The organism is Janthinobacterium sp. 75, assembly GCF_004365495.1.
Taxonomy (GTDB): Bacteria; Pseudomonadota; Gammaproteobacteria; order Burkholderiales; family Burkholderiaceae_D; genus Janthinobacterium.
Window position 1 is genome coordinate 2,990,083 of sequence record NZ_SORD01000001.1, and the last position, 19,935, is coordinate 3,010,017.

At 63.4% G+C, this 19,935-nt stretch carries 16 protein-coding genes; 13 read left to right on the forward strand and 3 right to left on the reverse strand.

Annotated features, from left to right (window positions below; genetic code table 11):
- The 6 genes from nirB (at nt 1) to C8C89_RS13650 (ending at nt 9,459) form a co-directional block, all read left to right on the forward strand.
- The gene (gene nirB / locus C8C89_RS13625) at nt 1-2,553 is read left to right on the forward strand and encodes a nitrite reductase large subunit NirB (RefSeq protein ID WP_133990370.1); all 2,553 of its coding nucleotides are present in this window, start codon (nt 1-3) and stop codon (nt 2,551-2,553) included.
- 12 nt (nt 2,554-2,565) lie between these two features.
- Entirely contained in the window at nt 2,566-2,919 is a 354-nt protein-coding gene (nirD, locus tag C8C89_RS13630; protein ID WP_101484621.1) for a nitrite reductase small subunit NirD, read from the forward strand.
- A complete protein-coding gene (locus C8C89_RS13635) occupies nt 2,916-4,154 on the forward strand; it encodes an FAD-dependent oxidoreductase (RefSeq protein ID WP_279587389.1) in 1,239 nt (412 codons plus the stop codon). The genes nirD and C8C89_RS13635 overlap by 4 nt, the downstream gene beginning before the upstream one ends.
- A gap of 22 nt (nt 4,155-4,176) precedes the next feature.
- Nucleotides 4,177-6,846 carry a nitrate reductase gene (locus C8C89_RS13640; protein WP_133990372.1) on the forward strand — a complete coding sequence of 890 codons (2,670 nt, stop codon included), beginning with the start codon at nt 4,177-4,179 and terminating at the stop codon, nt 6,844-6,846.
- A gap of 62 nt (nt 6,847-6,908) precedes the next feature.
- The gene (gene cysC / locus C8C89_RS13645; RefSeq protein ID WP_133990374.1) at nt 6,909-7,439 is read left to right on the forward strand and encodes an adenylyl-sulfate kinase; all 531 of its coding nucleotides are present in this window, start codon (nt 6,909-6,911) and stop codon (nt 7,437-7,439) included.
- Between the two features lie 19 nt (nt 7,440-7,458).
- Complete coding sequence (locus C8C89_RS13650; RefSeq protein ID WP_166674729.1) at nt 7,459-9,459, forward strand: diguanylate cyclase; 2,001 nt, start codon at nt 7,459-7,461, stop codon at nt 9,457-9,459.
- A 6-nt stretch (nt 9,460-9,465) separates the two neighbouring features.
- Here the strand turns inward: C8C89_RS13650 and C8C89_RS13655 are convergent, their stop codons facing one another.
- The 3 genes from C8C89_RS13655 to C8C89_RS13665 form a co-directional block, all read right to left on the reverse strand.
- Nucleotides 9,466-10,383, reverse strand: coding sequence for a pyridoxal-phosphate dependent enzyme (locus C8C89_RS13655; protein ID WP_133990378.1), 918 nt, complete (start codon nt 10,381-10,383; stop codon nt 9,466-9,468).
- A 78-nt stretch (nt 10,384-10,461) separates the two neighbouring features.
- The gene (locus tag C8C89_RS13660) at nt 10,462-10,965 is read right to left on the reverse strand and encodes a MarR family transcriptional regulator (RefSeq protein ID WP_101481905.1); all 504 of its coding nucleotides are present in this window, start codon (nt 10,963-10,965) and stop codon (nt 10,462-10,464) included.
- A 355-nt stretch (nt 10,966-11,320) separates the two neighbouring features.
- Entirely contained in the window at nt 11,321-12,079 is a 759-nt protein-coding gene (locus C8C89_RS13665; protein ID WP_101481904.1) for a DeoR/GlpR family DNA-binding transcription regulator, read from the reverse strand.
- 194 nt (nt 12,080-12,273) lie between these two features.
- On the opposite strand from C8C89_RS13665, the gene glpD reads away from it, so the two are divergent.
- From glpD to C8C89_RS13700, 7 genes are all read left to right on the forward strand, one after another.
- Nucleotides 12,274-13,845, forward strand: coding sequence for a glycerol-3-phosphate dehydrogenase (gene glpD, locus C8C89_RS13670; protein ID WP_243858007.1), 1,572 nt, complete (start codon nt 12,274-12,276; stop codon nt 13,843-13,845).
- A gap of 81 nt (nt 13,846-13,926) precedes the next feature.
- A complete protein-coding gene (locus C8C89_RS13675; RefSeq protein WP_133990380.1) occupies nt 13,927-15,045 on the forward strand; it encodes an ABC transporter ATP-binding protein in 1,119 nt (372 codons plus the stop codon).
- A gap of 1 nt (nt 15,046) precedes the next feature.
- On the forward strand, nt 15,047-16,138 hold the full coding sequence (locus C8C89_RS13680) for an ABC transporter ATP-binding protein (RefSeq protein ID WP_133990382.1): 1,092 nt from the start codon (nt 15,047-15,049) through the stop codon (nt 16,136-16,138).
- Complete coding sequence (locus tag C8C89_RS13685) at nt 16,138-17,022, forward strand: sugar ABC transporter permease (RefSeq protein WP_034754965.1); 885 nt, start codon at nt 16,138-16,140, stop codon at nt 17,020-17,022. The genes C8C89_RS13680 and C8C89_RS13685 overlap by 1 nt, the downstream gene beginning before the upstream one ends.
- On the forward strand, nt 17,019-17,825 hold the full coding sequence (locus tag C8C89_RS13690) for a carbohydrate ABC transporter permease (protein ID WP_133990384.1): 807 nt from the start codon (nt 17,019-17,021) through the stop codon (nt 17,823-17,825). Before C8C89_RS13685 ends, C8C89_RS13690 begins: the two co-directional genes overlap by 4 nt.
- A 1-nt stretch (nt 17,826) precedes the next feature.
- The gene (locus C8C89_RS13695) at nt 17,827-18,129 is read left to right on the forward strand and encodes a DUF2160 domain-containing protein (protein WP_240317573.1); all 303 of its coding nucleotides are present in this window, start codon (nt 17,827-17,829) and stop codon (nt 18,127-18,129) included.
- Between the two features lie 72 nt (nt 18,130-18,201).
- Nucleotides 18,202-19,929, forward strand: a complete 1,728-nt coding sequence (locus C8C89_RS13700; RefSeq protein WP_133990386.1) for an extracellular solute-binding protein — start codon at nt 18,202-18,204, stop codon at nt 19,927-19,929.
- Nucleotides 19,930-19,935: the final 6 nt, after the last annotated feature.

Consider the following 19,935-nt stretch of genomic DNA (forward strand, 5'->3'; position numbering starts at 1 on the left):
ATGAACCACCCTTTGAAGATCGTCGTTCTCGGCCATGGCATGGTCGGGCATAAGTTCCTCGAATGCCTGGCATTGGAAAACGCCCCGCACCTGCACGTCACGGTCTTGTGCGAAGAAGCGCGTCCCGCCTACGACCGCGTGCACCTGTCCGAATTTTTCAGCGGCAAATCGGCGGAAGAGCTGTCGCTGGTGGCGCCCGGTTTCTTCGACAAGGACAACGTCGTGTTGAAGCTCAATGCGCGGGCCATCTCCATCGACCGCTTGGCGAAGAGCGTCACGACCAGCACGGGCGAGGTATTGCGCTACGACAAACTGGTGTTCGCCACCGGCTCCACGCCTTTCGTGCCGCCGCTGCCGGGCAAGGAGCGCGATGGCTGCTTCGTCTATCGCACCATCGAAGACCTGGAAGCCATGCTGGCCTGGGGCGCCAAGTCCACCACGGGCGTGGTCATCGGCGGAGGGCTGCTGGGCCTCGAATGCGCGAAGGCCTTGCGCGATTTGAAGCTCGATACTCACGTGGTGGAATTCGCCCCGCGCCTGATGGCCGTGCAGGTCGATGAAGGCGGCGCGCGCGTCCTGCGCCGCAAGATCGAGGAACTGGGCGTTACCGTGCACACGCAAAAGAATACCCTGGCCATCGTCGACGGTGTAGCGGCCATGCACCGCATGCAGTTTGCCGATGGCAGTTACCTGGAAGCGGACATGATCGTCTTTTCGGCCGGCATCCGCCCCCGTGACGAACTGGCGCGCGCCTGCGGCCTGGACGTGGGAGCACGCGGCGGCATCGCCATCGACGACAGCTGCGTCACGTCCGATCCGGATATCTACGCCATCGGCGAATGTGCGCTGTGGGGCGGCTTGATCTTTGGCCTGGTGGCGCCCGGCTATGACATGGCGCGCATTTGCGCGCGCCATGTGTTGCAGGAAGAGGGAGAAGCCGCGTTCAAGGGCGCCGACATGAGCACCAAGCTCAAGTTGATGGGCGTGGACGTGGCCAGCCTGGGCGACCCGCATGGCAATGCGCCAGGCAGCCGCTCCTACCAGTTCACGGACGAGCGCAAGCAGATCTACAAGAAGATCGTCGTCTCCGATTGCGGCAAATACCTGCTGGGTGGCGTGATGGTGGGCGACGCCAGCGAATACGGCACGCTCCTGCAAATGATGCTGAATAAAATCGAGCTGCCGGAATGCCCCGAATTCCTGATCCTGCCGCAGGCCGACGGTCAGCAAAAGGTGGGACTGGGCGTGGACGCCTTGCCCGAGTCGGCGCAAATCTGCTCGTGCAATGACGTCTCGAAAGGCGCGCTGTGCGCGGCCGTCGCCGAGGGTGCCACCAGTATCGGCGCCCTCAAAAGCTGCACCAAGGCGGGAACGGCCTGCGGCGGCTGCGTGCCACTGGTAACGCAGATCATGAAGGCGGAAATGCAGAAGCAGGGCCTGGCCGTCAACAACCACGTGTGCGAGCACTTTGCGTACTCGCGCCAGGAATTGCACCACCTGGTGCGCGTGGGCAAAATCCGCAGCTTCGGCGCGCTGCTGTCCGCGCATGGACAGGGTCTCGGTTGCGACGTGTGCAAGCCCGTGGCGGCGAATATCCTCGCGTCTTGCTGGAACGATTTCGTCCTCTCGCCTGTGCACGCCAGCCTGCAGGATAGTAACGATTATTTCCTTGGCAATATCCAGAAGGATGGCACGTACTCGGTGGTGCCGCGCATGCCGGGCGGCGAAGTGACGGCCGACGGCTTGATCGCCGTGGGCATGGTGGCGAAGAAATACGGCCTGTACACCAAGATCACGGGCGGCCAGCGGGTCGACCTGTTCGGTGCCCGCGTGGACCAGTTGCCCGCCATCTGGGAAGAATTGATCGCGGCCGGCTTCGAATCGGGCCACGCCTATGGCAAATCTTTGCGCACGGTCAAATCGTGCGTCGGTTCCACCTGGTGCCGCTACGGCGTGGCCGACAGCGTGGGTTTCGCCATCCGCCTGGAAAACCGCTACAAGGGCTTGCGCACGCCGCACAAGATCAAGTTCGGCGTCTCCGGCTGCACGCGCGAATGCGCCGAGGCGCAGGGCAAGGATATCGGCCTGATCGCCACGGAAAAAGGCTGGAACCTGTACGTGTGCGGCAATGGCGGCATGAAGCCGCGCCACGCGGAATTGCTGGCGTCCGATCTCGATGAAGCCACCCTGGTGCGCTATGTCGACCGCTTTTTGATGTTTTACGTGCGCACGGCCGACCGCCTGCAGCGCACCAGCGTGTGGCGCGACAACCTGGAAGGGGGACTCGATTACCTCAAGCGCGTCGTCATCGACGACAGCCTGGGCATCGCCCACGAGCTGGAAGCGGACATGCAGCACGTGGTCGACACCTATGCCTGCGAGTGGCAGGAAGCCATCTCCAACCCCGCCGTGCGCCAGCGTTTCCGCCACTTCGTCAATAGCGAGAAAAACGATGAAAACGTGGTGTTCGTGGAAGAGCGGGGCCAGATCCGGCCTGCCACGCCCATCGAACGCCGCAGCACCGTGATCCCCATCCTTGCCGTGGAGGCGTGAAGCATGAATGCGATGAATGAACTGACTGGCGCCAGCGCCGACAATTGGGTGGCAATCTGCCCCTTGGCTGACATCGTGCCCGACACGGGCGTGTGCGCGCTGCTGGGTGGGCGCCACGTGGCCGTATTTCGCGTCGGCGATGCGGCGCCGCGCGTGTACGCCATCGACAATGTCGACCCGAGCGCGGGCGCTTCCGTGCTGTCGCGTGGTCTGGTGGGCAGCATCGGCGAGCGCGTCGTTGTCGCCTCGCCCATCTACAAGCAGCACTTCGACCTCGCCAGCGGCGAGTGCCTGGAAGCGCCCGAGCATTCGGTCACATCCTGGCCCGCGCGCTTGTTTGCGGACATGGTGTGGGTGGCCCTGTGAACCCGCCAGCCAAGGCAACTGCGCGCCCCTCGCTCGTGGTAGTCGGCAACGGCATGGCTGGCATGCGCACGGTCGAGGAGCTGTTGAAACTCGCGCCTGACCTGTACGACATCACCGTGTTCGGCGCCGAGCCGCATGGCAATTACAACCGCATTTTGCTCTCCCCGGTGCTCGCCGGTGAAAAGACGGTGGACGACATCATGCTGCACACGCGCGACTGGTATGCGCAGCACGGCATCACCTTGCACGCGGGCGACCCCGTTGTGCGCATCGACCGCCAGGCGCGCAAGGTGGAAGCGCAGTCGGGTATCGAGGTGCCTTATGACCGCCTGCTGCTGGCCACCGGGTCGACGCCGTTCATCGTGCCCGTGCCGGGCCACGCGCTGCCAGGCGTGATCGGTTTTCGCGACATCAGCGATGTCGACACCATGCTGCAGGCGGCGCGCACGCACCGCCATGCGGTGGTCATCGGCGGCGGCTTGCTGGGACTGGAAGCGGCCAACGGCTTGCAGCGCCAGGGCATGGACGTCACCGTCGTGCACATGAGCGGCGCCCTGATGAACCAGCAGCTCGATGCGCCCGCATCGATGTTGCTGAAATCGGCGCTGGAGGCGCGCGGCCTGCGTTTCCTGATGCAGGCGCAGACCGCCGAGATCACGGGCCGCGAGCGGGTGGAAAGCGTGCGTTTTCTTGACGGCAGCAGCATTCCCGCCGACCTGGTGGTGATGACGGCCGGTGTGCGCCCCAATATCGCCCTGGCGCAAGCTGCCGGCCTGCACTGCGAACGGGCCATCGTCGTCGACGACTGTCTGCAAAGCTATGACCCGCGCGTGTACGCCGTGGGCGAATGCGTGCAGCACCGCCGCGCCACCTTCGGCCTGGTGGCGCCCATCTGGGAGCAGGCGCGCGTGTGCGGCGCGCACCTGGCTGGCGCCGGGCACCGGCGCTACGTGCAGCAGGCCAGCGCCACCAAATTGAAAGTGACGGGCATCGACCTCTATTCGGCCGGCGACATCATCGGCGGCGAGGGCAGCGAAGACCTGGTGCTGCGCGATCCGCGCCGGGGTGTCTACAAGCGCCTGGTGGTGCAGGGCAACCGCCTGGTGGGCGCCGTGCTGTATGGCGAGGTGCAGGACGGTCCCTGGTATTTCGACCTGATCCAGCAGCGCCGCGACATCAGCCAGCTGCGCTCCCATTTATTGTTTGGCCAGGCCCTGTGCGGCCAGGCCGCCTGACAGCGACCAACAGGATACGCCCATGACCACGTGCACGCCCGTAAAAACCACTTGCCCGTACTGCGGCGTCGGCTGCGGCGTGGAAGCGACACGCCTGCCCGACGGCGCCATCCGCATCGCCGGCGATAGCAGCCACCCGGCCAACCTGGGGCGCCTGTGCGTGAAAGGCTCGGCGCTGGGCGATACCCTGGACCTCGACAAGCGCCTGCTGACTCCACAGGTGCGCGTCGATGGCGTCCTGCAGCGCGCTTCATGGGATGCTGCGCTGGATCAGGTGGCTGGCGGCTTGCGCGCCATCATCGATGCACACGGGCCTGACGCCGTGGCCCTGTATGTCTCGGGACAGCTGCTGACGGAAGACTATTACATCGCCAACAAATTCATGAAGGGCTATGTGGGCAGCGCGAATATCGACACCAATTCGCGCCTGTGCATGTCGTCGGCCGTGGCGGGCCACAAGCGCGCGTTTGGCGAGGATATCGTGCCGGGCTGCTATGAAGACCTGGAACTGGCCGACATGGTGGTGCTGGTGGGCTCGAACACGGCCTGGTGCCACCCGATCCTGTTCCAGCGCATCGCGCGCCTCAAGGAAAGCCGGCCAGGCGTCAAACTGGTGGTGATCGACCCGCGCCGCACGGCCACGTGCGAGCTGGCCGATTTGCACCTGCCCGTGAAGCCGGGCACCGACGTATGGCTGTTCAATGGCTTGCTGTGCCATCTGGCGAAGGAAGGCGTGATCGACGACGCTTTCGTCACGCGGCACAGCCGCGGTCTCGATGAGGCGCTGGCCGCCGCGCATGTGGAGTGCAGCGACCCGCTGCAGGTGGCGCGCATCTGCAAGGTCGACCCGCAGGCCTTGCTGGCGTTTTACCAGGCCTTTGCTGCCACGCGCAAGGTCGTCACGGCCTTTTCGCAGGGCGTAAACCAGTCGTCCTCCGGCACGGACAAGGTCAACAGCATCATCAACTGCCACCTGGCGACGGGGCGCATCGGCCAGCCCGGCATGGGGCCGTTTTCCCTGACGGGGCAGCCGAACGCCATGGGCGGGCGTGAGGTAGGGGGCCTGGCCAACATGCTGGCGGCGCACCTGGAGCTGGACAATCCGTTGCACCGTGACACCGTGCAAACGTTCTGGGACTCTCCCCGCATCGCCGGCAAACCTGGCTTGAAAGCCGTGGAACTGTTCCACGCGATCGAATCGGGCAAGGTGAAAGCCGTGTGGATCATCGCCACCAATCCGCTGGTGAGCATGCCGGACGCCGAGCAGGTGCGCCGCGCTCTGGATCAATGCGAACTGGTCGTGGTGTCGGACATCAGCGCCGAATCGGACACGAATGCGTATGCCGACGTGCTGCTGCCGGCCCTGGGCTGGGGCGAGAAGGATGGCACGGTGACGAACTCCGAGCGGCGCATCTCGCGCCAGCGCGCTTTTTTGCCGGCGCCCGGCGAGGCGCGCGCCGACTGGCAGGTGCTGTGCGACGTGGCCACGCGCATGGGCTACGCAGGCTTCGATTTCACCTCGCCGCAGGCCATCTTCGACGAACACGCGCGCCTGTCCACCTTCCGCAACGCGGCAGAAACGGCGCGCCTGTTCAACCTGGCGGGCCTGGACAACCTTGATGCGGCGCAATACGACGCCCTGGTGCCGCAGCAATGGCCGCAGGGCCGGGCGCGCCTGTTCGGCGACGGCCGCTTCGCGCATGCGGACGGGCGTGCGCGCTTCGTGCCCACGGCACCGCGCGCGCCGCATAATATGCCCGACGAGGACTATCCACTCATCTTGAATACGGGCAGGGTGCGCGACCAGTGGCATACGATGACACGCACGGGCAAGGCGGCCAAGCTGTCGGGTCACGTCGCCGAAGCCTTCATCGACATCCACCCACAGGATGCGCTGCTGTACAGCGTGCGCGAAGGCGAGCTGGCGCGCATCAGCAGTGCCTGGGGCGCGATGGTGGCGCGCGTCGTGCATGGCGGCGGCATCGCGCGCGGCCAGGTGTTCGTGCCGATACACTGGAGCGACGCGAATGCCTCCGACGCGCGCGTGGGCGCCGCCGTCAATCCGGTGGTCGATCCCGTCTCGGGCGAGCCCGAATTCAAGCACACGCCCGTACGCATCGAGCAGTTCCGCGTGCACTGGCATGCGTTTGTCCTGAGCCGCACGCCCTTGAACCTTGACGGCGTGGCGCACTGGACGCGCATCCAGGGCGAACAATTCCTGCGCTACGAGCTGGCGGGCCGCCAGCGCATTGCCGACCTGGGCGTCTGGGCGCGCGCACTGCTCGGCGTCTCGGACGACAACGCCGACTGGCTCGATTATGCGGACGCCAGCGCCGGCGTGTACCGCGCCGTGCACTTGGACGAAGGGCGCATCGCGCAGTGCGTGTATGTCTCGCCCCGTCCCGACCTGCCGTCGCGCAGCTGGCTGGCGGGCCTGTTTGCGCACGCGCAAATGGATGCGGCGGATCGCGCCGGTGTGCTGCTGGGCCAGCCGATCGGCAAGAGCGTCGACGCCGGCCCCACCGTGTGCTCGTGCTTTGGGGTGGGGCGCAACACCATTTGCGCCGCCATCCAGGATCAAAAACTGACGACGACGGCGCAGGTGACGGCCTGCGTCAAGGCGGGCGGCAATTGCGGCTCCTGCGTGCCCGAGATACGACAGTTGCTGCTTGAGGCGCGCAGCGCGGCCTGAAAATCTGTCCTTTCCGGCACGGCTTTGTTATATTGCCAGCTCTATAATGGAGAGGCAGTGTGATGACAGCAGCACAACACCCCACGGTCTGGCTGACGGGCTTGAGCGGCGCCGGCAAGACCAGCATCGCGCTGGCGCTGGCGCAAGCGCTCAAGGCGCAGGGCCGCGCCGTGGCGCTGCTCGACGGCGACCAGCTGCGCCATGGCTTGAACCGCGACCTGGGCTTTACGCCGCAAGACCGGCATGAAAATATCCGCCGTACGGCCGAAGTGGCGCGCCTGATGAACGAGGTCGGCCTGATCGTCATCGCCGCCTTCATTTCGCCGTACCGCGCCGACCGGGCCATGGCCGCCGACATCATCGGCGCGGCGCATTTCATCGAAGTCCATGTCAGCACGCCGCTGGCCGAGTGTGAGGCGCGTGACCCGAAAGGCCTGTATGCGCAGGCGCGCGCGGGCCAGATCGCGCAATTCACGGGCGTTTCCGCTCCCTACGAGACGCCGCTGTCGCCCGCCCTGAGCCTCGACACCGAGGTGCTGGCGCTGCAAGAATCGGTCGAGCGCCTGTGCCGGTACTTGCAGCAGCGGCTGTGACGGCGTGGCGACGATGCGTATGAGACTGCGTAAATTGCTGCGCCGACGCCTGCCGGCCAGCCTGAAGGCGCGCATGAGCGTGGTCGTCTTCCTGCTCGTGCTGGCTGCCGTGGCCTCGTTGGCGCTGGCCACCCTGAGCGTGGCCGAGCGCGGCATGCGCGACGTGACGGGGCGCCAGCAGTACGTATCGCTGGCCAGCGCCGCCGTCTTCATCGAAGAAGAACTCGACGCCAAGCGCAATGTGCTGCGCGCGATGGCGGACAGCCTGGCGGCCAGCGGCGCGCACGATGGCGCCAGCCTGCAGCGCTTTCTGGGCGCGCAAACAGTGCTGGGCAAGGAGTTTTATACGGCGGGCGTGGTTGGTATCGATGGTGTTGTCCTGGCCACCCTGAGCCCCTTCAAGCCGCAGGCGGGACTGAACCTGAAGGGACGTCCCTACTTTGATCAGACGCTGGCGACCCGGCGCTCGGTGATCTCCGCGCCGCTCAACGGCAGCATTTCCGGCATGCCCATCGTGGTGGTGACGCAGCCCGTGTTCGATGCGCAGGGCGCCATGCGCTATGTGCTGGCGGCCAGCGTGAACCTGCGTCAGCCCGATTTCCTGGGGCGCCTGGGCGCGCTCAAGCCGGGCACGGGCGGCTACCTGTACATCATGACCAGCGAAGGCGTCATCGTCGAGCATCCGGACAAGTCGCGCATCATGCAGCGTATCGAGGCGAATGGCCCCGTCAGCGAACCGACCCGGCGCGCCATGCAGGGCTTCGAGGGCTGGCTGACGGGCACCACCACGCATGGTGTCGATGCCTTGTTTGCCTACCACCGCATTGCCGGCACGGGCTGGATACTGGCCTCGGTTTATCCGATGAATCAGGCTTTCGCGCCACTGCATGCGATGCGCAGCAAGATATTGCTGGCTGCCGTGCTGCTGGCGGTGCTGGCCGGATTGGCCGGCTGGCGCGTGGTGCTGCGTTTGCTGCAGCCACTGGAGCGCCTGCGCCGCCAGGTGCACCAGATCCGCCGCCAGCGCCTGGGCATCGAGGCGCTGCAAATCGAACGGCGCGATGAAATCGGTGACTTGAGCCGTGATTTCTACTCGCTGGTGGCCGAGCGCGAAATCGCCGAGGCGCAGACGCGCGACAGCGAGCGGCGCTTGAAGCTGCTGACGGACCATGTACCCGTGGTGATCGTCTACATCGACCGCGAGCACCGCTACCAGTTCATCAACGCCACGTTTGAAAAATGGTTCGGCCGGTCGCGCAAGGAAAGCATGATGCAGTCGATACGCGATGTGCTGGGCGAAGAAGCGTATCAATTGCGCGAAGCCTACCTGCAGCGCGCCTTCGCGGGCGAGGAGGTCGAATATGAATTCAGCATTGATGGCGAGGGGGAGGCGGGCCAGCGTGCCTTCCAGACCAGCTATGTGCCCGATGTGGGCGAGAGCGGCACGGTGGAAGGCGTGTATGGCCTGATCCACGAAATCACCAAGACCAAGGCGGTGCATACGGCGCTGCAGTTTGCCGCCGCCACCGACATACTGACGGGCATCGCCAACCGCCGCCGCTTCGACGAACAACTGGCGCAAAGCATGCAGCGTACGCGCGCTGCGCGCGCGCCGATGGCGCTGGCCTATCTCGATATCGACCGCTTCAAGGCCATCAACGATAGCCTCGGCCACCATGCCGGCGACGAGGTGCTGAAGGAATTTGCCGCGCGCCTGGTGCGCAGCGTGCGCGCCAGCGACCTGGTGGCGCGCCTGGCCGGCGATGAATTCGTGATCATTCTCGAAGGCGTAAACAGCGCGGCCGAAGTGCGCCAGATCGGCGCGAAGATCATCGATGCCATCCGCCACCCCTTCGACCTGGCCAGCGGCCCGCTGCCGGTGACGACCAGCATCGGCATCGCCATCTTCCGCGAAGGCGCGCTGACGCCGGCGCAGTTGCTGGACCTGGCGGACCAGGCCTTGTATGCCGCCAAGGGGCAGGGCCGCGATGGCGTGGCGCTGCTTGAGGCGGCGCCGTAGGCGGCGTTACAGGGCGGCGCTCCAGTGGTCAAGCTGCTGCGTGGTGGCAGTGACGCCGCCACAGACGATGACCAGCACATTGCGGTAGGGCGCCAGTTCCGGCGCCTTGCCGTAGACGGCGGCCAGCGCGGCGCCGCAGGCCGGCTCCACCACCAGGCGCTGGTCGCTAATAAAGCGCTGGCAGGCATCGACGGCGGCCCGGTCCGAGACCACCACGCTGTGCAGCAGACGCGTCTGGCTGATGGCGTAGGCTTGCGCGCACACCTGGCGCGCGGCCAGCGAAGTGGCGATGCTGTTCACGGCGGGCAGGGCCACGTGTTCGCGCGCGGCCACGGCGGCGGCCAGCGAGGCGGCGCCTTCGGTTTCCACGGCCACCAGGGCCACGTCGTCCCAGCCGTTGCGCTGCAAGCCTTCGGCCACGCCGGCCAGCAGACCGCCGCCGCCCACTGACAGCACGACCGCATCCGGTTTCAGGCCCGCGCTGGCCACTTCATCGATCATGCCCGCGTGGCCTTGCCACAGCAGCGGGTCATCGAAGGGATGCAGGAAAGCGTCTTGCGGCGTGAGCATGGCTTGCGCCAGCGCGTTGGCTTCTTGCCAGGCGGCGCCATGCACGATGACTTCGGCGCCTTCCTGCGCGATCAGAGCCTTGGCCCGCGCACTGGTCGTTTCTGGCACCACGACGATGACGGGAATGCCCAGCTGGCGTCCCGCGTAGGCCACGGCGATGCCGGCATTGCCACCGGAAGAAGAGATGAAACGACTGGCGCCGCGCCGCGCGTATTCTTCGCAGGCGAGGCCGATGCCGCGGATCTTGAAGGAGCCGGGGGGCTGCAAGGCTTCGAGCTTGAGCCAGATCGCGCGTTCGCTGTGCAGGCTCAGGGCGCGCGAGTTGAGCAGAGGGGTTTCGATGTGCAGGGCCATGCGTGTTCCTGGTAGACGGTCAGGCCAGCATCATAGCCGAAGCGCCCGAGCTACCGTCTCACCCTTGCCCAAGTCGCTTTAATTCAGGGGTGCGCTCTTGAGCTGATGTGTGCGCGCCACTTCCTTCATCGCTTCGAGCAGGTCGTCGCGCAGCTGGCGCGGCAGCTTGCCGAAGAATTCCTCGTCGTTCTGGTCTGCCATCTCGGCCAGCACGGGTACCAGCGCTTCACCTTCCGTGGTCAGTTCGATCGAATGCTGACGGCGGTCCGCCAGCAGAATCGACTTGCTGACCATGCCCTTGCTTTCCAGGCGGTCGATCAGCTTCGACACGGCGCCCTTGCTCATGCCGGACACTTGTGCCAGCACGGTAGGCGAGGTGCAGCCCAGGCGGAACATTTCACGCAGCACCACCCATTCGGACACCGTCACGCCATTGGCTTCCGCTTTTTTCTGGAAGCTGTGGGAAACGTGGTTGGACACGAAACGCAGCCAGTAACCGAGATGGGCTTCCAGTTCGCTGACGGGAACGCTGTTGGGGTGGGCGGCTTGCGGCGAGGCGGCCGTTTCAAAACTATGGCTCATTTTATTTCCTTCACTGGGCGGCGTTACGGGCATGGTCAAGGCCTTCACGCTTGCTGTCGAGTGGTTTGTTTGGGAACAATCATCGTGCTTGAGGTAGTTCTAACACTGTTTTCACAGGAAATCACCGACCGGCAAAGAGTTTTTCCTTATTTCCTTGCTCTGGATAGATAAAAAGCAATATCAAGCAAATAATCGTATTGCCGGAGAGGAAGATTAAAAAAATAACTCATGTTGCCTCAATGGTAACAGCTTTTTTACTGAATTGATAAATATTTCATATCATTCGCTGCGCTTGCCTCTACCTGCCGTATTGGCTGCGCGACAGTGCGCGTTTTCATGCCGATATGCCGGCCGCTCAGGCCACCACCAGCTTCACGCCTGCGTCGCGCAGTACGTCGGTAAAGCGGGCCGGCGGAGGCGCATCCGTAAACAAGATATCGATTTGCGCGAGGTCGGCCAGTCGCACCAGCGCCTTGCGGCCGAATTTATGCTGGTCGGCTACCAGCCACACTTCGCGCGACTGCTCGATGATGGCTTGCGCCACCTTCACTTCACGCGCATCGAAGTCACGCAAGCTGCCGTCTTCGTCGATGCTGGAAATGCCGATGATGCCGATGTCGACCTTGAACTGGCGGATGAAGTCGATGGTGGCTTCGCCCACGATGCCGCGGTCGCGCCCGCGCACCACGCCGCCCGCCACGATGACTTCGCAGGCGGCATTGTCGGCCAGGATGGCCGCCACGTTCAGGTTGTTCGTCACCACGTGCAAGCCCGTGTGCCGGCCCAGCGCGCGCGCCACTTCCTCGGTAGTGGTGCCGATATTGATCAGGAGCGAACAGCCATGCGGCACTTGCGCTGCCACGGCGGCGGCGATGCGCCGCTTGGCTTCGCTGTTGAATACCTGGCGCTGGTTGTAATCGATATTTTCCACGGACGAGGGCAAGCCCACGCCACCGTGATAGCGGGCCAGCAGGCGCGCTTCTTCCATCTGCTTGACGTCGCGCCGCACGGTTTGCGGGGTGACGTCGAGTTGCTGGGCCAACTCCTCTACCGACATGGTGACTTTCTGGCGCACCACTTCAAGCAAGCGGCGCTGGCGGGGATTCAAATTCATGAGCGTGTCTCTTTAAAATTTCACAAACGAACAAAATCGAAAAAATGCGGGTAAAAATATGTTGCTATGAGTTCGATTTATGGCGTAATCTTATCCATATTGAATTCGTATGACATCAGTATTGATCTTAACCACAGTCGCCGGGAGTGCCTAGTCTTTCTTGGTCGCCTGTCCTTGATAACGATGGAGTTCCGATGGCTTCAGTAAAGCAGGGAATCGACGCAGTGCCGGAGCCGGCGATGGCATGCGACCTGCTGGTGGTGGGCGGTGGCATCAACGGCGCCGGCATCGCGCGCGACGCGGCCGGGCGGGGCCTGTCCGTGGTGCTGTGCGAAAAAGACGACCTCGCTGCCCACACCTCGTCCGCTTCCACCAAGCTGATACACGGCGGCCTGCGCTACCTCGAATACTATGAGTTCGGCCTCGTGCGCAAGGCGCTGATCGAGCGTGAAGTGCTGCTGCGCTCGGCGCCGCACATCATGTGGCCGCTGCGCTTTGTCATGCCGCATGCGCAGGGCCAGCGCCCGGCCTGGCTGATACGTGCCGGCCTGTTTCTCTACGACATGCTGGCAAAGCGCGAAATCCTGCCTGCCTCGCACGGCATCGACCTTGAGCGCCACGCGGCGGGAAAACCGTTAAAACCCCAGTTCAAGCGCGGCTTCGTGTATTCCGATGGCTGGGTCGACGATGCGCGCCTGGTGGTGCTCAACGCCATCGATGCGGCAGACAAGGGTGCGCACGTACTGACGCAGACGCGCTGCACGGCCCTCTCACGCGAGGGTGCGGGCGAGAACGATACCTGGCTGGCCACCTTGCAACACGCCGGTGGCAGGCAGACGCTGGTGCGCGCGCGCAGCGTCGTGAATGCGGCCGGGCCATGGACGGCCGAGTTCCTGCAGCAGGCGGCGCCCGGTGGTACGGGCCGCCATTTGCGCCTGATCAAGGGTAGCCATATCGTCGTCAAACGCCTGTTCGCGCATGATCATGCGTATATCTTCCAGCATCCGGACGGACGCATCGTGTTTGCCATTCCTTACGAGCATGATTTCACCCTGATCGGCACCACCGATCTCGATTACCACGGCGATAGCGGCAAGGTGGAAATCGATGACGAGGAAATTCGTTACTTGTGCGAGCTTTCCAGTTACTATTTCAGCAAGCCCGTCGTGCCTGCCGACGTGGTCTGGACGTATGCGGGCGTGCGTCCGCTGGTGGAAGACGCGGCGGCCGATGCCAAGGCCGTCACGCGCGATTACCGCTTCGAGCTGGAGCAGGGCGGTGCGCCGCTGCTCAGTGTTTTCGGCGGCAAGATCACGACCTTCCGCAAGCTGGCCGAGGAAGCACTCGATCTGCTGGCGCCCTTGCTGGGCAATACGCGGCCAGCCTGGACGGCTAACGCCTGCCTGCCCGGCGGCGATGTGTTCGGCAGCACGCCGCAGAACAGGTCGGTGCGCGAGTTCGACCAGTTCGTGCAAGGCTTGCAGGGCGAGTACCCCTGGCTGCCGGCGGCGCTGGTGGCGCGCTATGCGCGCGCCTACGGCACGCGCATCCATGTGTTGCTCGATGGGTGCAAGAACGTGGCGGCCATGGGCGAGGAAATCGCCGCCGGCCTGTACGCGGCGGAAGTCAATTATTTGCGGCGCCATGAATGGGCCGTCAGCGCGGCCGACATCCTGTGGCGGCGCTCCAAGCTGGGCCTGCACCTGCCGCGCGAGACGGCGGGCAGGCTCGACGCCTGGCTGTTGCAGCATCCGTTGGTGCCGTAAGAAGAGCGCAGAATACGTTGGCGACCGCGCCCCGCAGAGGGTGCGGCGAAGAATAAGAAACCATCACTGGAGGAGAAGCGCGTGCAACTGGTACTGGACAAGATCAGCAGGAAGCAGGGGGCTGACGACTTTTTATATCCGATGTCGCTGGCGCTGGTGCCGGGCGCCATCAACGTCTTGCTGGGCACCACGCGTGCCGGCAAGACGACCCTGATGCGCGTGATGGCGGGCCTGGACAAGCCCAGCGGGGGCACAGTGACTGCCGACGGCGTCGACGTGACGGGTGTGCCCGTCAGCCGCCGCAATCTGGCCATGGTGTACCAGCAATTCATCAACTATCCAGCCTTCACCGTCTACGACAATATCGCCTCGCCCTTGCGCCTGCGCAAGGTGCCCGAGGAACAGATCCGCGCGAAAGTGCTGGCGCTGGCCGAGCGCCTGCATATCACACCGTATCTGCAGCGCACGCCCGGCGAACTGTCGGGCGGCCAGCAGCAGCGCACGGCGCTGGGACGCGCGCTGATCAAGGACGCCTCGCTGCTGCTGCTCGATGAGCCGCTCGTCAACCTCGATTACAAACTGCGCGAGGAATTGCGCCGCGAATTGACGGAACTGTTTTCCAGCGGCAGCACGACGGTCGTGTATGCGACCACGGAACCGCTGGAAGCGCTGCAGCTGGGCGGTCACGTGGCCGTGCTGCACGAAGGACGGCTGCTGCAGCAGGGGCCGACACTCGATGTCTTCAACGCCCCCAATTCCATCGCCGTGGCGCGCACCTTCAGCGATCCGCCGATCAACCTGATTCCTGCGCGCGTGGATGCGCAGGGCGTGGCGCAGGCGGCTGATGGTCTGGCGATTCACCTGAGCGGCGAGCAGCGCGCCCGCCTGGGCGACAGCCGCGACGTGATTCTCGGCGTGCGCGCCCACAGCCTGCATTTATCTCCCCAGTCCGATGGCGACGTGGCCATCGCGGCGCAGGTGGACCTGGCAGAAATCAGCGGCTCGGAAACCTATGTGCACGCGCGCCGCGGCGAGCTGGCTCTGGTGGCGCAGCTCGGTGGCGTGCACAACCTGGACATCGGCAGCGCCTGCACCGTGTATTGCCAGCCGCATGCCTTGCTGATATTCTCGGACGATGGCGGTTTGCTGTTCGCTCCGGGCGCCGTAGCGTCGGGCGTCGCTACGTCGGGAGGAGCTTGACATGGCGCGCATTGAACTGGTCGACCTGGCCCACGCCTACAAACCGAACCCGACGGAACCCACCGACTACGCGCTGCGGCCCATGAGCATGGCGTGGCATGACGGCGGTGCCTATGCCTTGCTGGGACCATCCGGCTGCGGCAAGACGACCTTGCTCAATATCATCTCCGGCCTGGTCAAACCGTCGCATGGCAAGGTGCTGTTCGACGGCAAGGATGTGACGCAGCTGCCCACCGAGGCGCGGAATATCGCGCAAGTGTTCCAGTTTCCCGTCATCTACGACACCATGACCGTGCACGACAACCTGGCGTTTCCGCTGCGCAATCGCGGCTGGAAAGAGATTGACGTGAAAAAGCGCGTGCAGCAGGTAGCGCAAATGCTGGAGTTGACGGGCGACTTGAAATTGCGCGCCAGTGGTCTGTCCGTGGACGCCAAGCAAAAGATTTCCCTGGGACGTGGCCTCGTGCGCCCTGACGTGGCGGCCGTGCTCTTCGACGAACCGCTGACGGTGATCGACCCGCACCTGAAGTGGCTGCTGCGCAGGAAACTCAAGGAAATCCACCACGAACTCAAATTGTCGCTGATCTACGTCACGCACGACCAGGTGGAAGCCTTGACCTTTGCCGACCAGGTGGTTGTCATGACGCAGGGCGAAGTGGTGCAGACGGGCAGCGCGCAAGCGCTGTTTGAGGAGCCCGAGCACACGTTTGTCGGCTATTTCATCGGCAACCCGGGCATGAACTTGCTCGATTGCACTTTGGACGATGGCGGCTTGCGCGTGGCGGGACAGGCGCTGGCCGTGTCCGCCGCCGCGCGCGCGGCACTGCTAGGGGCGCAAGGGAAAATCACGCTCGGTGTGCGGCCTGAATTCGTCGAATGCCTGCCGGCAGGCGAGGGTAGCGAGCACTGCCTGGACGCGACGGTCACGGCCGTACGCAATATGGGCACGCATTACCTGGCGGAATTCCAGCTGGGCGGCGCGATGGTGGCGGCCAAGCTGCGCGCCATCGACGCTGTCGTCGGGAATGCTGTGCGGCTGCGCTTTCCGCCGCAACGCACCCTTTTCTATGTCAACGATAAGCGGGTGGCCTGATGATACATAATGGTAAAACCGATAACAACCGCCGCGCCTGGCTATTGATCCTGCCAGTGCTGCTGTGCGTGGCCTTTTCCGCCATCCTGCCTTTGATGACCGTGGTGAACTATTCCGTGCAGGATATCCTGAGCCCCACGCAAAAGGTATTTGTAGGCACCGAGTGGTTCCGCATGGTCATGCTGGACGGCGACTTGCACAGCGCCTTGCTGCGTCAGCTGCTGTTTTCCGGCTCCGTGTTGGCGATCCAGATTCCGCTGGGCATTCTGATCGCCCTGTGCATGCCGGCAGATGGCTGGAAGGCGTCGCTGGCGCTGGTACTGATCGCGCTGCCGCTCCTGATTCCCTGGAACGTGGTGGGCACCATCTGGCAAATCTTCGGCCGCGGCGACATCGGCCTGATGGGCTATACCCTGAACCAGCTGGGCTTTGATTACAACTACAACGGTAATTCGCTCGACGCCTGGCTGACGGTGATGGTGATGGATATCTGGCACTGGACGCCCTTGGTGGTGCTGCTGTGCTATGCGGGCTTGCGCGCCATTCCCGACGCGTATTACCAGGCGGCCCGCATCGACGGCGCTTCGCGCCTGGCCGTGTTCCGCTACATTCAGCTGCCCAAACTGCGCAATGTGCTGATGATCGCCGTGTTGCTGCGCTTCATGGACAGTTTCATGATTTACACGGAACCGTTCGTGCTGACGGGCGGCGGGCCAGGCAATGCCACCACCTTTTTGTCGCAATACCTGACGCAAAAGGCCGTGGGCCAGTTCGACCTGGGGCCGGCTTCCGCCTTTTCCCTGATCTATTTCCTCATCATCCTGCTGTTCTGCTTTGTGCTGTACACGTGGATGCAGCGCGTCGGCACGGGAGACCAGAAATGATGCACAAGAAAATGAGCGCTGCCATCCTCGCCGTCTTTTTGCTCGCGTCCCTGTTGCCCATCTACTGGATGCTCAACATGTCGCTCAAGACCAACGAGGAAATCGTGGGGGTCTTGAGCCTGTGGCCCCGGCAACTGACGTTCGCCAACTACCACACGATCTTCACGGACCGGTCCTGGTACAGCGGCTACATCAATTCCATGATTTACGTGGCCTTGAACATGGTGATGTCGGTCACTGTCGCCTTGCCGGCCGCGTATGCGTTTTCTCGCTACAACTTTGTCGGCGACAAGCATTTGTTCTTCTGGTTGCTGACCAACCGCATGACGCCGCCCGCCGTCTTCCTCGTGCCCTTCTTCCAGCTGTATTCGACGGTGGGCCTGATGGATACGCACCTGGCCGTGGCGCTGGCGCACATGGTCTTCAACGTGCCGCTGGCCGTGTGGATACTGGAAGGCTTCATGTCCGGGGTGCCGAAGGAAATCGACGAGACGGCGTATATCGACGGCTACAGCTTCCCCCGTTTCTTCATCCGCATCTTCTTGCCGATGATCAAGTCGGGCGTGGGCGTGACGGCCTTCTTCTGTTTCATGTTCAGCTGGGTGGAATTGCTGCTGGCGCGCACCTTGACTTCCGTCAATGCCAAGCCGATTGCCGCCACCATGACGCGTACCGTGTCGGCTGCCGGCATGGATTGGGGCGTGCTGGCGGCCGCGGGCGTGCTGACCATCGTGCCCGGTGCGCTGGTGATCTGGTTCGTGCGGCATTACATTGCCAAGGGTTTTGCGATGGGGAGGGTGTGACATGGAAAATACCGATAGCACAGCCAGCCTGTTCGGCTGGATGGCCTGGACGCCGGAAGTGGCCATCTTTTTCATTTGCATCGGCTTGATGCTGGCCGGCATGACGGTGTGGCAAATCCGCTCGCCCAGCATAGAGCGCAAGGGCTTTTTGCCCATGCCGACGACGCGCGGCGACCGGCTGTTCATCGGTTTGCTTACGGCCGCCTATGTCAACCTGGCGTGGGCCGGTTTCACGGAAATGCAGCAGGCCATCGGGGCTGCCATCAGTTTTGTACTTTTATTAGTGGTAATGCGTTGGGGGTGAGCCGGCTTGCCGGTGTTGATGGAGGCCGGACCGTCAGCAGGCGGCCGGCAATACAATAAAAGGAGATTCACGATGAAATTGAAGTTCACGGTCTTCGCGGCTGCGGCCATGCTCGTGTCGAATGCGGCCCTGGCCGACGCCAAGCAGGCGCAAACCTGGATCGACAAGGAATTCCAGCCATCCAGCCTGAGCAAGCAGCAACAGCTTGCTGAAATGAAATGGTTCATCGATGCGGCGGCCAAGCTGAAAGCCAAGGGCATCAAGGAAATTTCCGTGGTCTCGGAAACCATCGACACACACGTCTACGAATCGAAGACCTTGGCCAAGGCATTCGAGGAAATCACGGGCATCAAGGTGCGCCACGACATCATCCAGGAAGGCGATGTGGTGGAAAAGCTGCAAACGTCCATGCAGTCGGGCAAGAGCATCTATGACGGCTGGATTTCCGATTCCGACCTGATCGGCACGCATTACCGCTACGGCGCCGTCGAACCGCTGTCCGACTACATGGCCGCCAAGGGCAAGGAATTCACGAACCCGGGCCTGGACTTGAAGGATTTCATCGGCATCAGTTTTACCACGGCGCCGGACGGCAAGGTGTATCAATTGCCCGATCAGCAATTTGCCAATTTGTACTGGTTCCGTGCCGACTGGTTCGCGCGCAAGGACTTGCAAGCCAAGTTCAAGGCCAAGTATGGCTACGAGCTGGGCGTGCCGCAAAACTGGTCCGCGTATGAAGATATCGCCGAATTTTTTACCAATGACGTGAAGGAACTGGACGGCAAGAAAGTCTATGGCCACATGGATTATGGCAAGAAAGATCCGTCCTTGGGCTGGCGTTTCACCGATGCCTGGCTGTCGATGGCTGGCGCAGCCGACAAGGGCATTCCGAACGGCATGCCGGTTGACGAGTGGGGCATCAAGGTGGCGGCCGACAAGTGCACGCCCGTAGGCGCATCGATGTCGCGCGGCGGCGCCACCAATTCGCCGGCGGCCGTGTTTGCGCTGACGAAATATATCGACTGGATGAAGAAATATGCGCCGCCGCAGGCGAACGGCATGAATTTCTCGGAATCGGGCCCCGTGCCGGCGCAGGGCGAAATTGCCCAGCAAATCTTCTGGTACACGGCATTTACGGCCGGCATGACGAAACCTGGTTTGCCAGTGGTCAACAAGGACGGCACGCCGAAATGGCGCATGGCGCCGTCGCCGCACGGCCCGTACTGGAAAGAGGGCATGCAGAATGGCTACCAGGACGTCGGTTCCTGGTTCCTGTTCAAGTCCACGCCGGACGACCGCAAGGCCGCCGCCTGGCTGTACGCGCAATTCGTCACCTCGAAAACCGTATCGCTGAAGAAATCGATTGTCGGCCTGACCTTCATTCGCGATTCCGACATTCGCCACGATTACTTCACGAAGCACGCGAACGAATACGGCGGCTTGATCGAGTTCTATCGCAGCCCGGCCCGCGTGGCATGGACACCGACGGGCAACAACGTGCCTGACTATCCGAAGCTGGCGCAGCTGTGGTGGAAAAACGTGGCCACGGCCATCACGGCGGAAAAAACGCCGCAGGCCGCCATGGATAACCTGGCCGAGGAAATGGACCAGGTCATGGCGCGCCTGCAGCGGGCCGGCATGAAGGCCTGCGCGCCCAAGCTCAATGCCAAGGGCGATCCGAACCAGTACTTGTCGGATCAGCACGCCCCATGGAAAAAGCTGGCGAATGAAAAGCCGAAGGGTGAAACGATTGCCTACGATAAATTATTGCAGGCTTGGAAAGAAGGCAAGGTAAGGTAGTCGTGT

Bases quoted from the DNA above. Each gene is read 5' to 3' on its own strand.
- nirB (WP_133990370.1), top strand. From the start codon at position 1: ATGAACCACCCTTTGAAGATCGTCGTTCTCGGCCATGGCATGGTCGGG.
- nirD (WP_101484621.1), top strand. From the start codon at position 2,566: ATGAATGAACTGACTGGCGCCAGCGCCGACAATTGGGTGGCAATCTGC.
- C8C89_RS13640 (WP_133990372.1), top strand. From the start codon at position 4,177: ATGACCACGTGCACGCCCGTAAAAACCACTTGCCCGTACTGCGGCGTC.
- cysC (WP_133990374.1), top strand. From the start codon at position 6,909: ATGACAGCAGCACAACACCCCACGGTCTGGCTGACGGGCTTGAGCGGC.
- C8C89_RS13650 (WP_166674729.1), top strand. From the start codon at position 7,459: ATGAGACTGCGTAAATTGCTGCGCCGACGCCTGCCGGCCAGCCTGAAG.
- C8C89_RS13655 (WP_133990378.1), bottom strand. From the start codon at position 10,383: ATGGCCCTGCACATCGAAACCCCTCTGCTCAACTCGCGCGCCCTGAGC.
- C8C89_RS13660 (WP_101481905.1), bottom strand. From the start codon at position 10,965: ATGAGCCATAGTTTTGAAACGGCCGCCTCGCCGCAAGCCGCCCACCCC.
- C8C89_RS13665 (WP_101481904.1), bottom strand. From the start codon at position 12,079: ATGAATTTGAATCCCCGCCAGCGCCGCTTGCTTGAAGTGGTGCGCCAG.
- glpD (WP_243858007.1), top strand. From the start codon at position 12,274: ATGGCTTCAGTAAAGCAGGGAATCGACGCAGTGCCGGAGCCGGCGATG.
- C8C89_RS13680 (WP_133990382.1), top strand. From the start codon at position 15,047: ATGGCGCGCATTGAACTGGTCGACCTGGCCCACGCCTACAAACCGAAC.
- C8C89_RS13685 (WP_034754965.1), top strand. From the start codon at position 16,138: ATGATACATAATGGTAAAACCGATAACAACCGCCGCGCCTGGCTATTG.
- C8C89_RS13690 (WP_133990384.1), top strand. From the start codon at position 17,019: ATGATGCACAAGAAAATGAGCGCTGCCATCCTCGCCGTCTTTTTGCTC.
- C8C89_RS13695 (WP_240317573.1), top strand. From the start codon at position 17,827: ATGGAAAATACCGATAGCACAGCCAGCCTGTTCGGCTGGATGGCCTGG.
- C8C89_RS13700 (WP_133990386.1), top strand. From the start codon at position 18,202: ATGAAATTGAAGTTCACGGTCTTCGCGGCTGCGGCCATGCTCGTGTCG.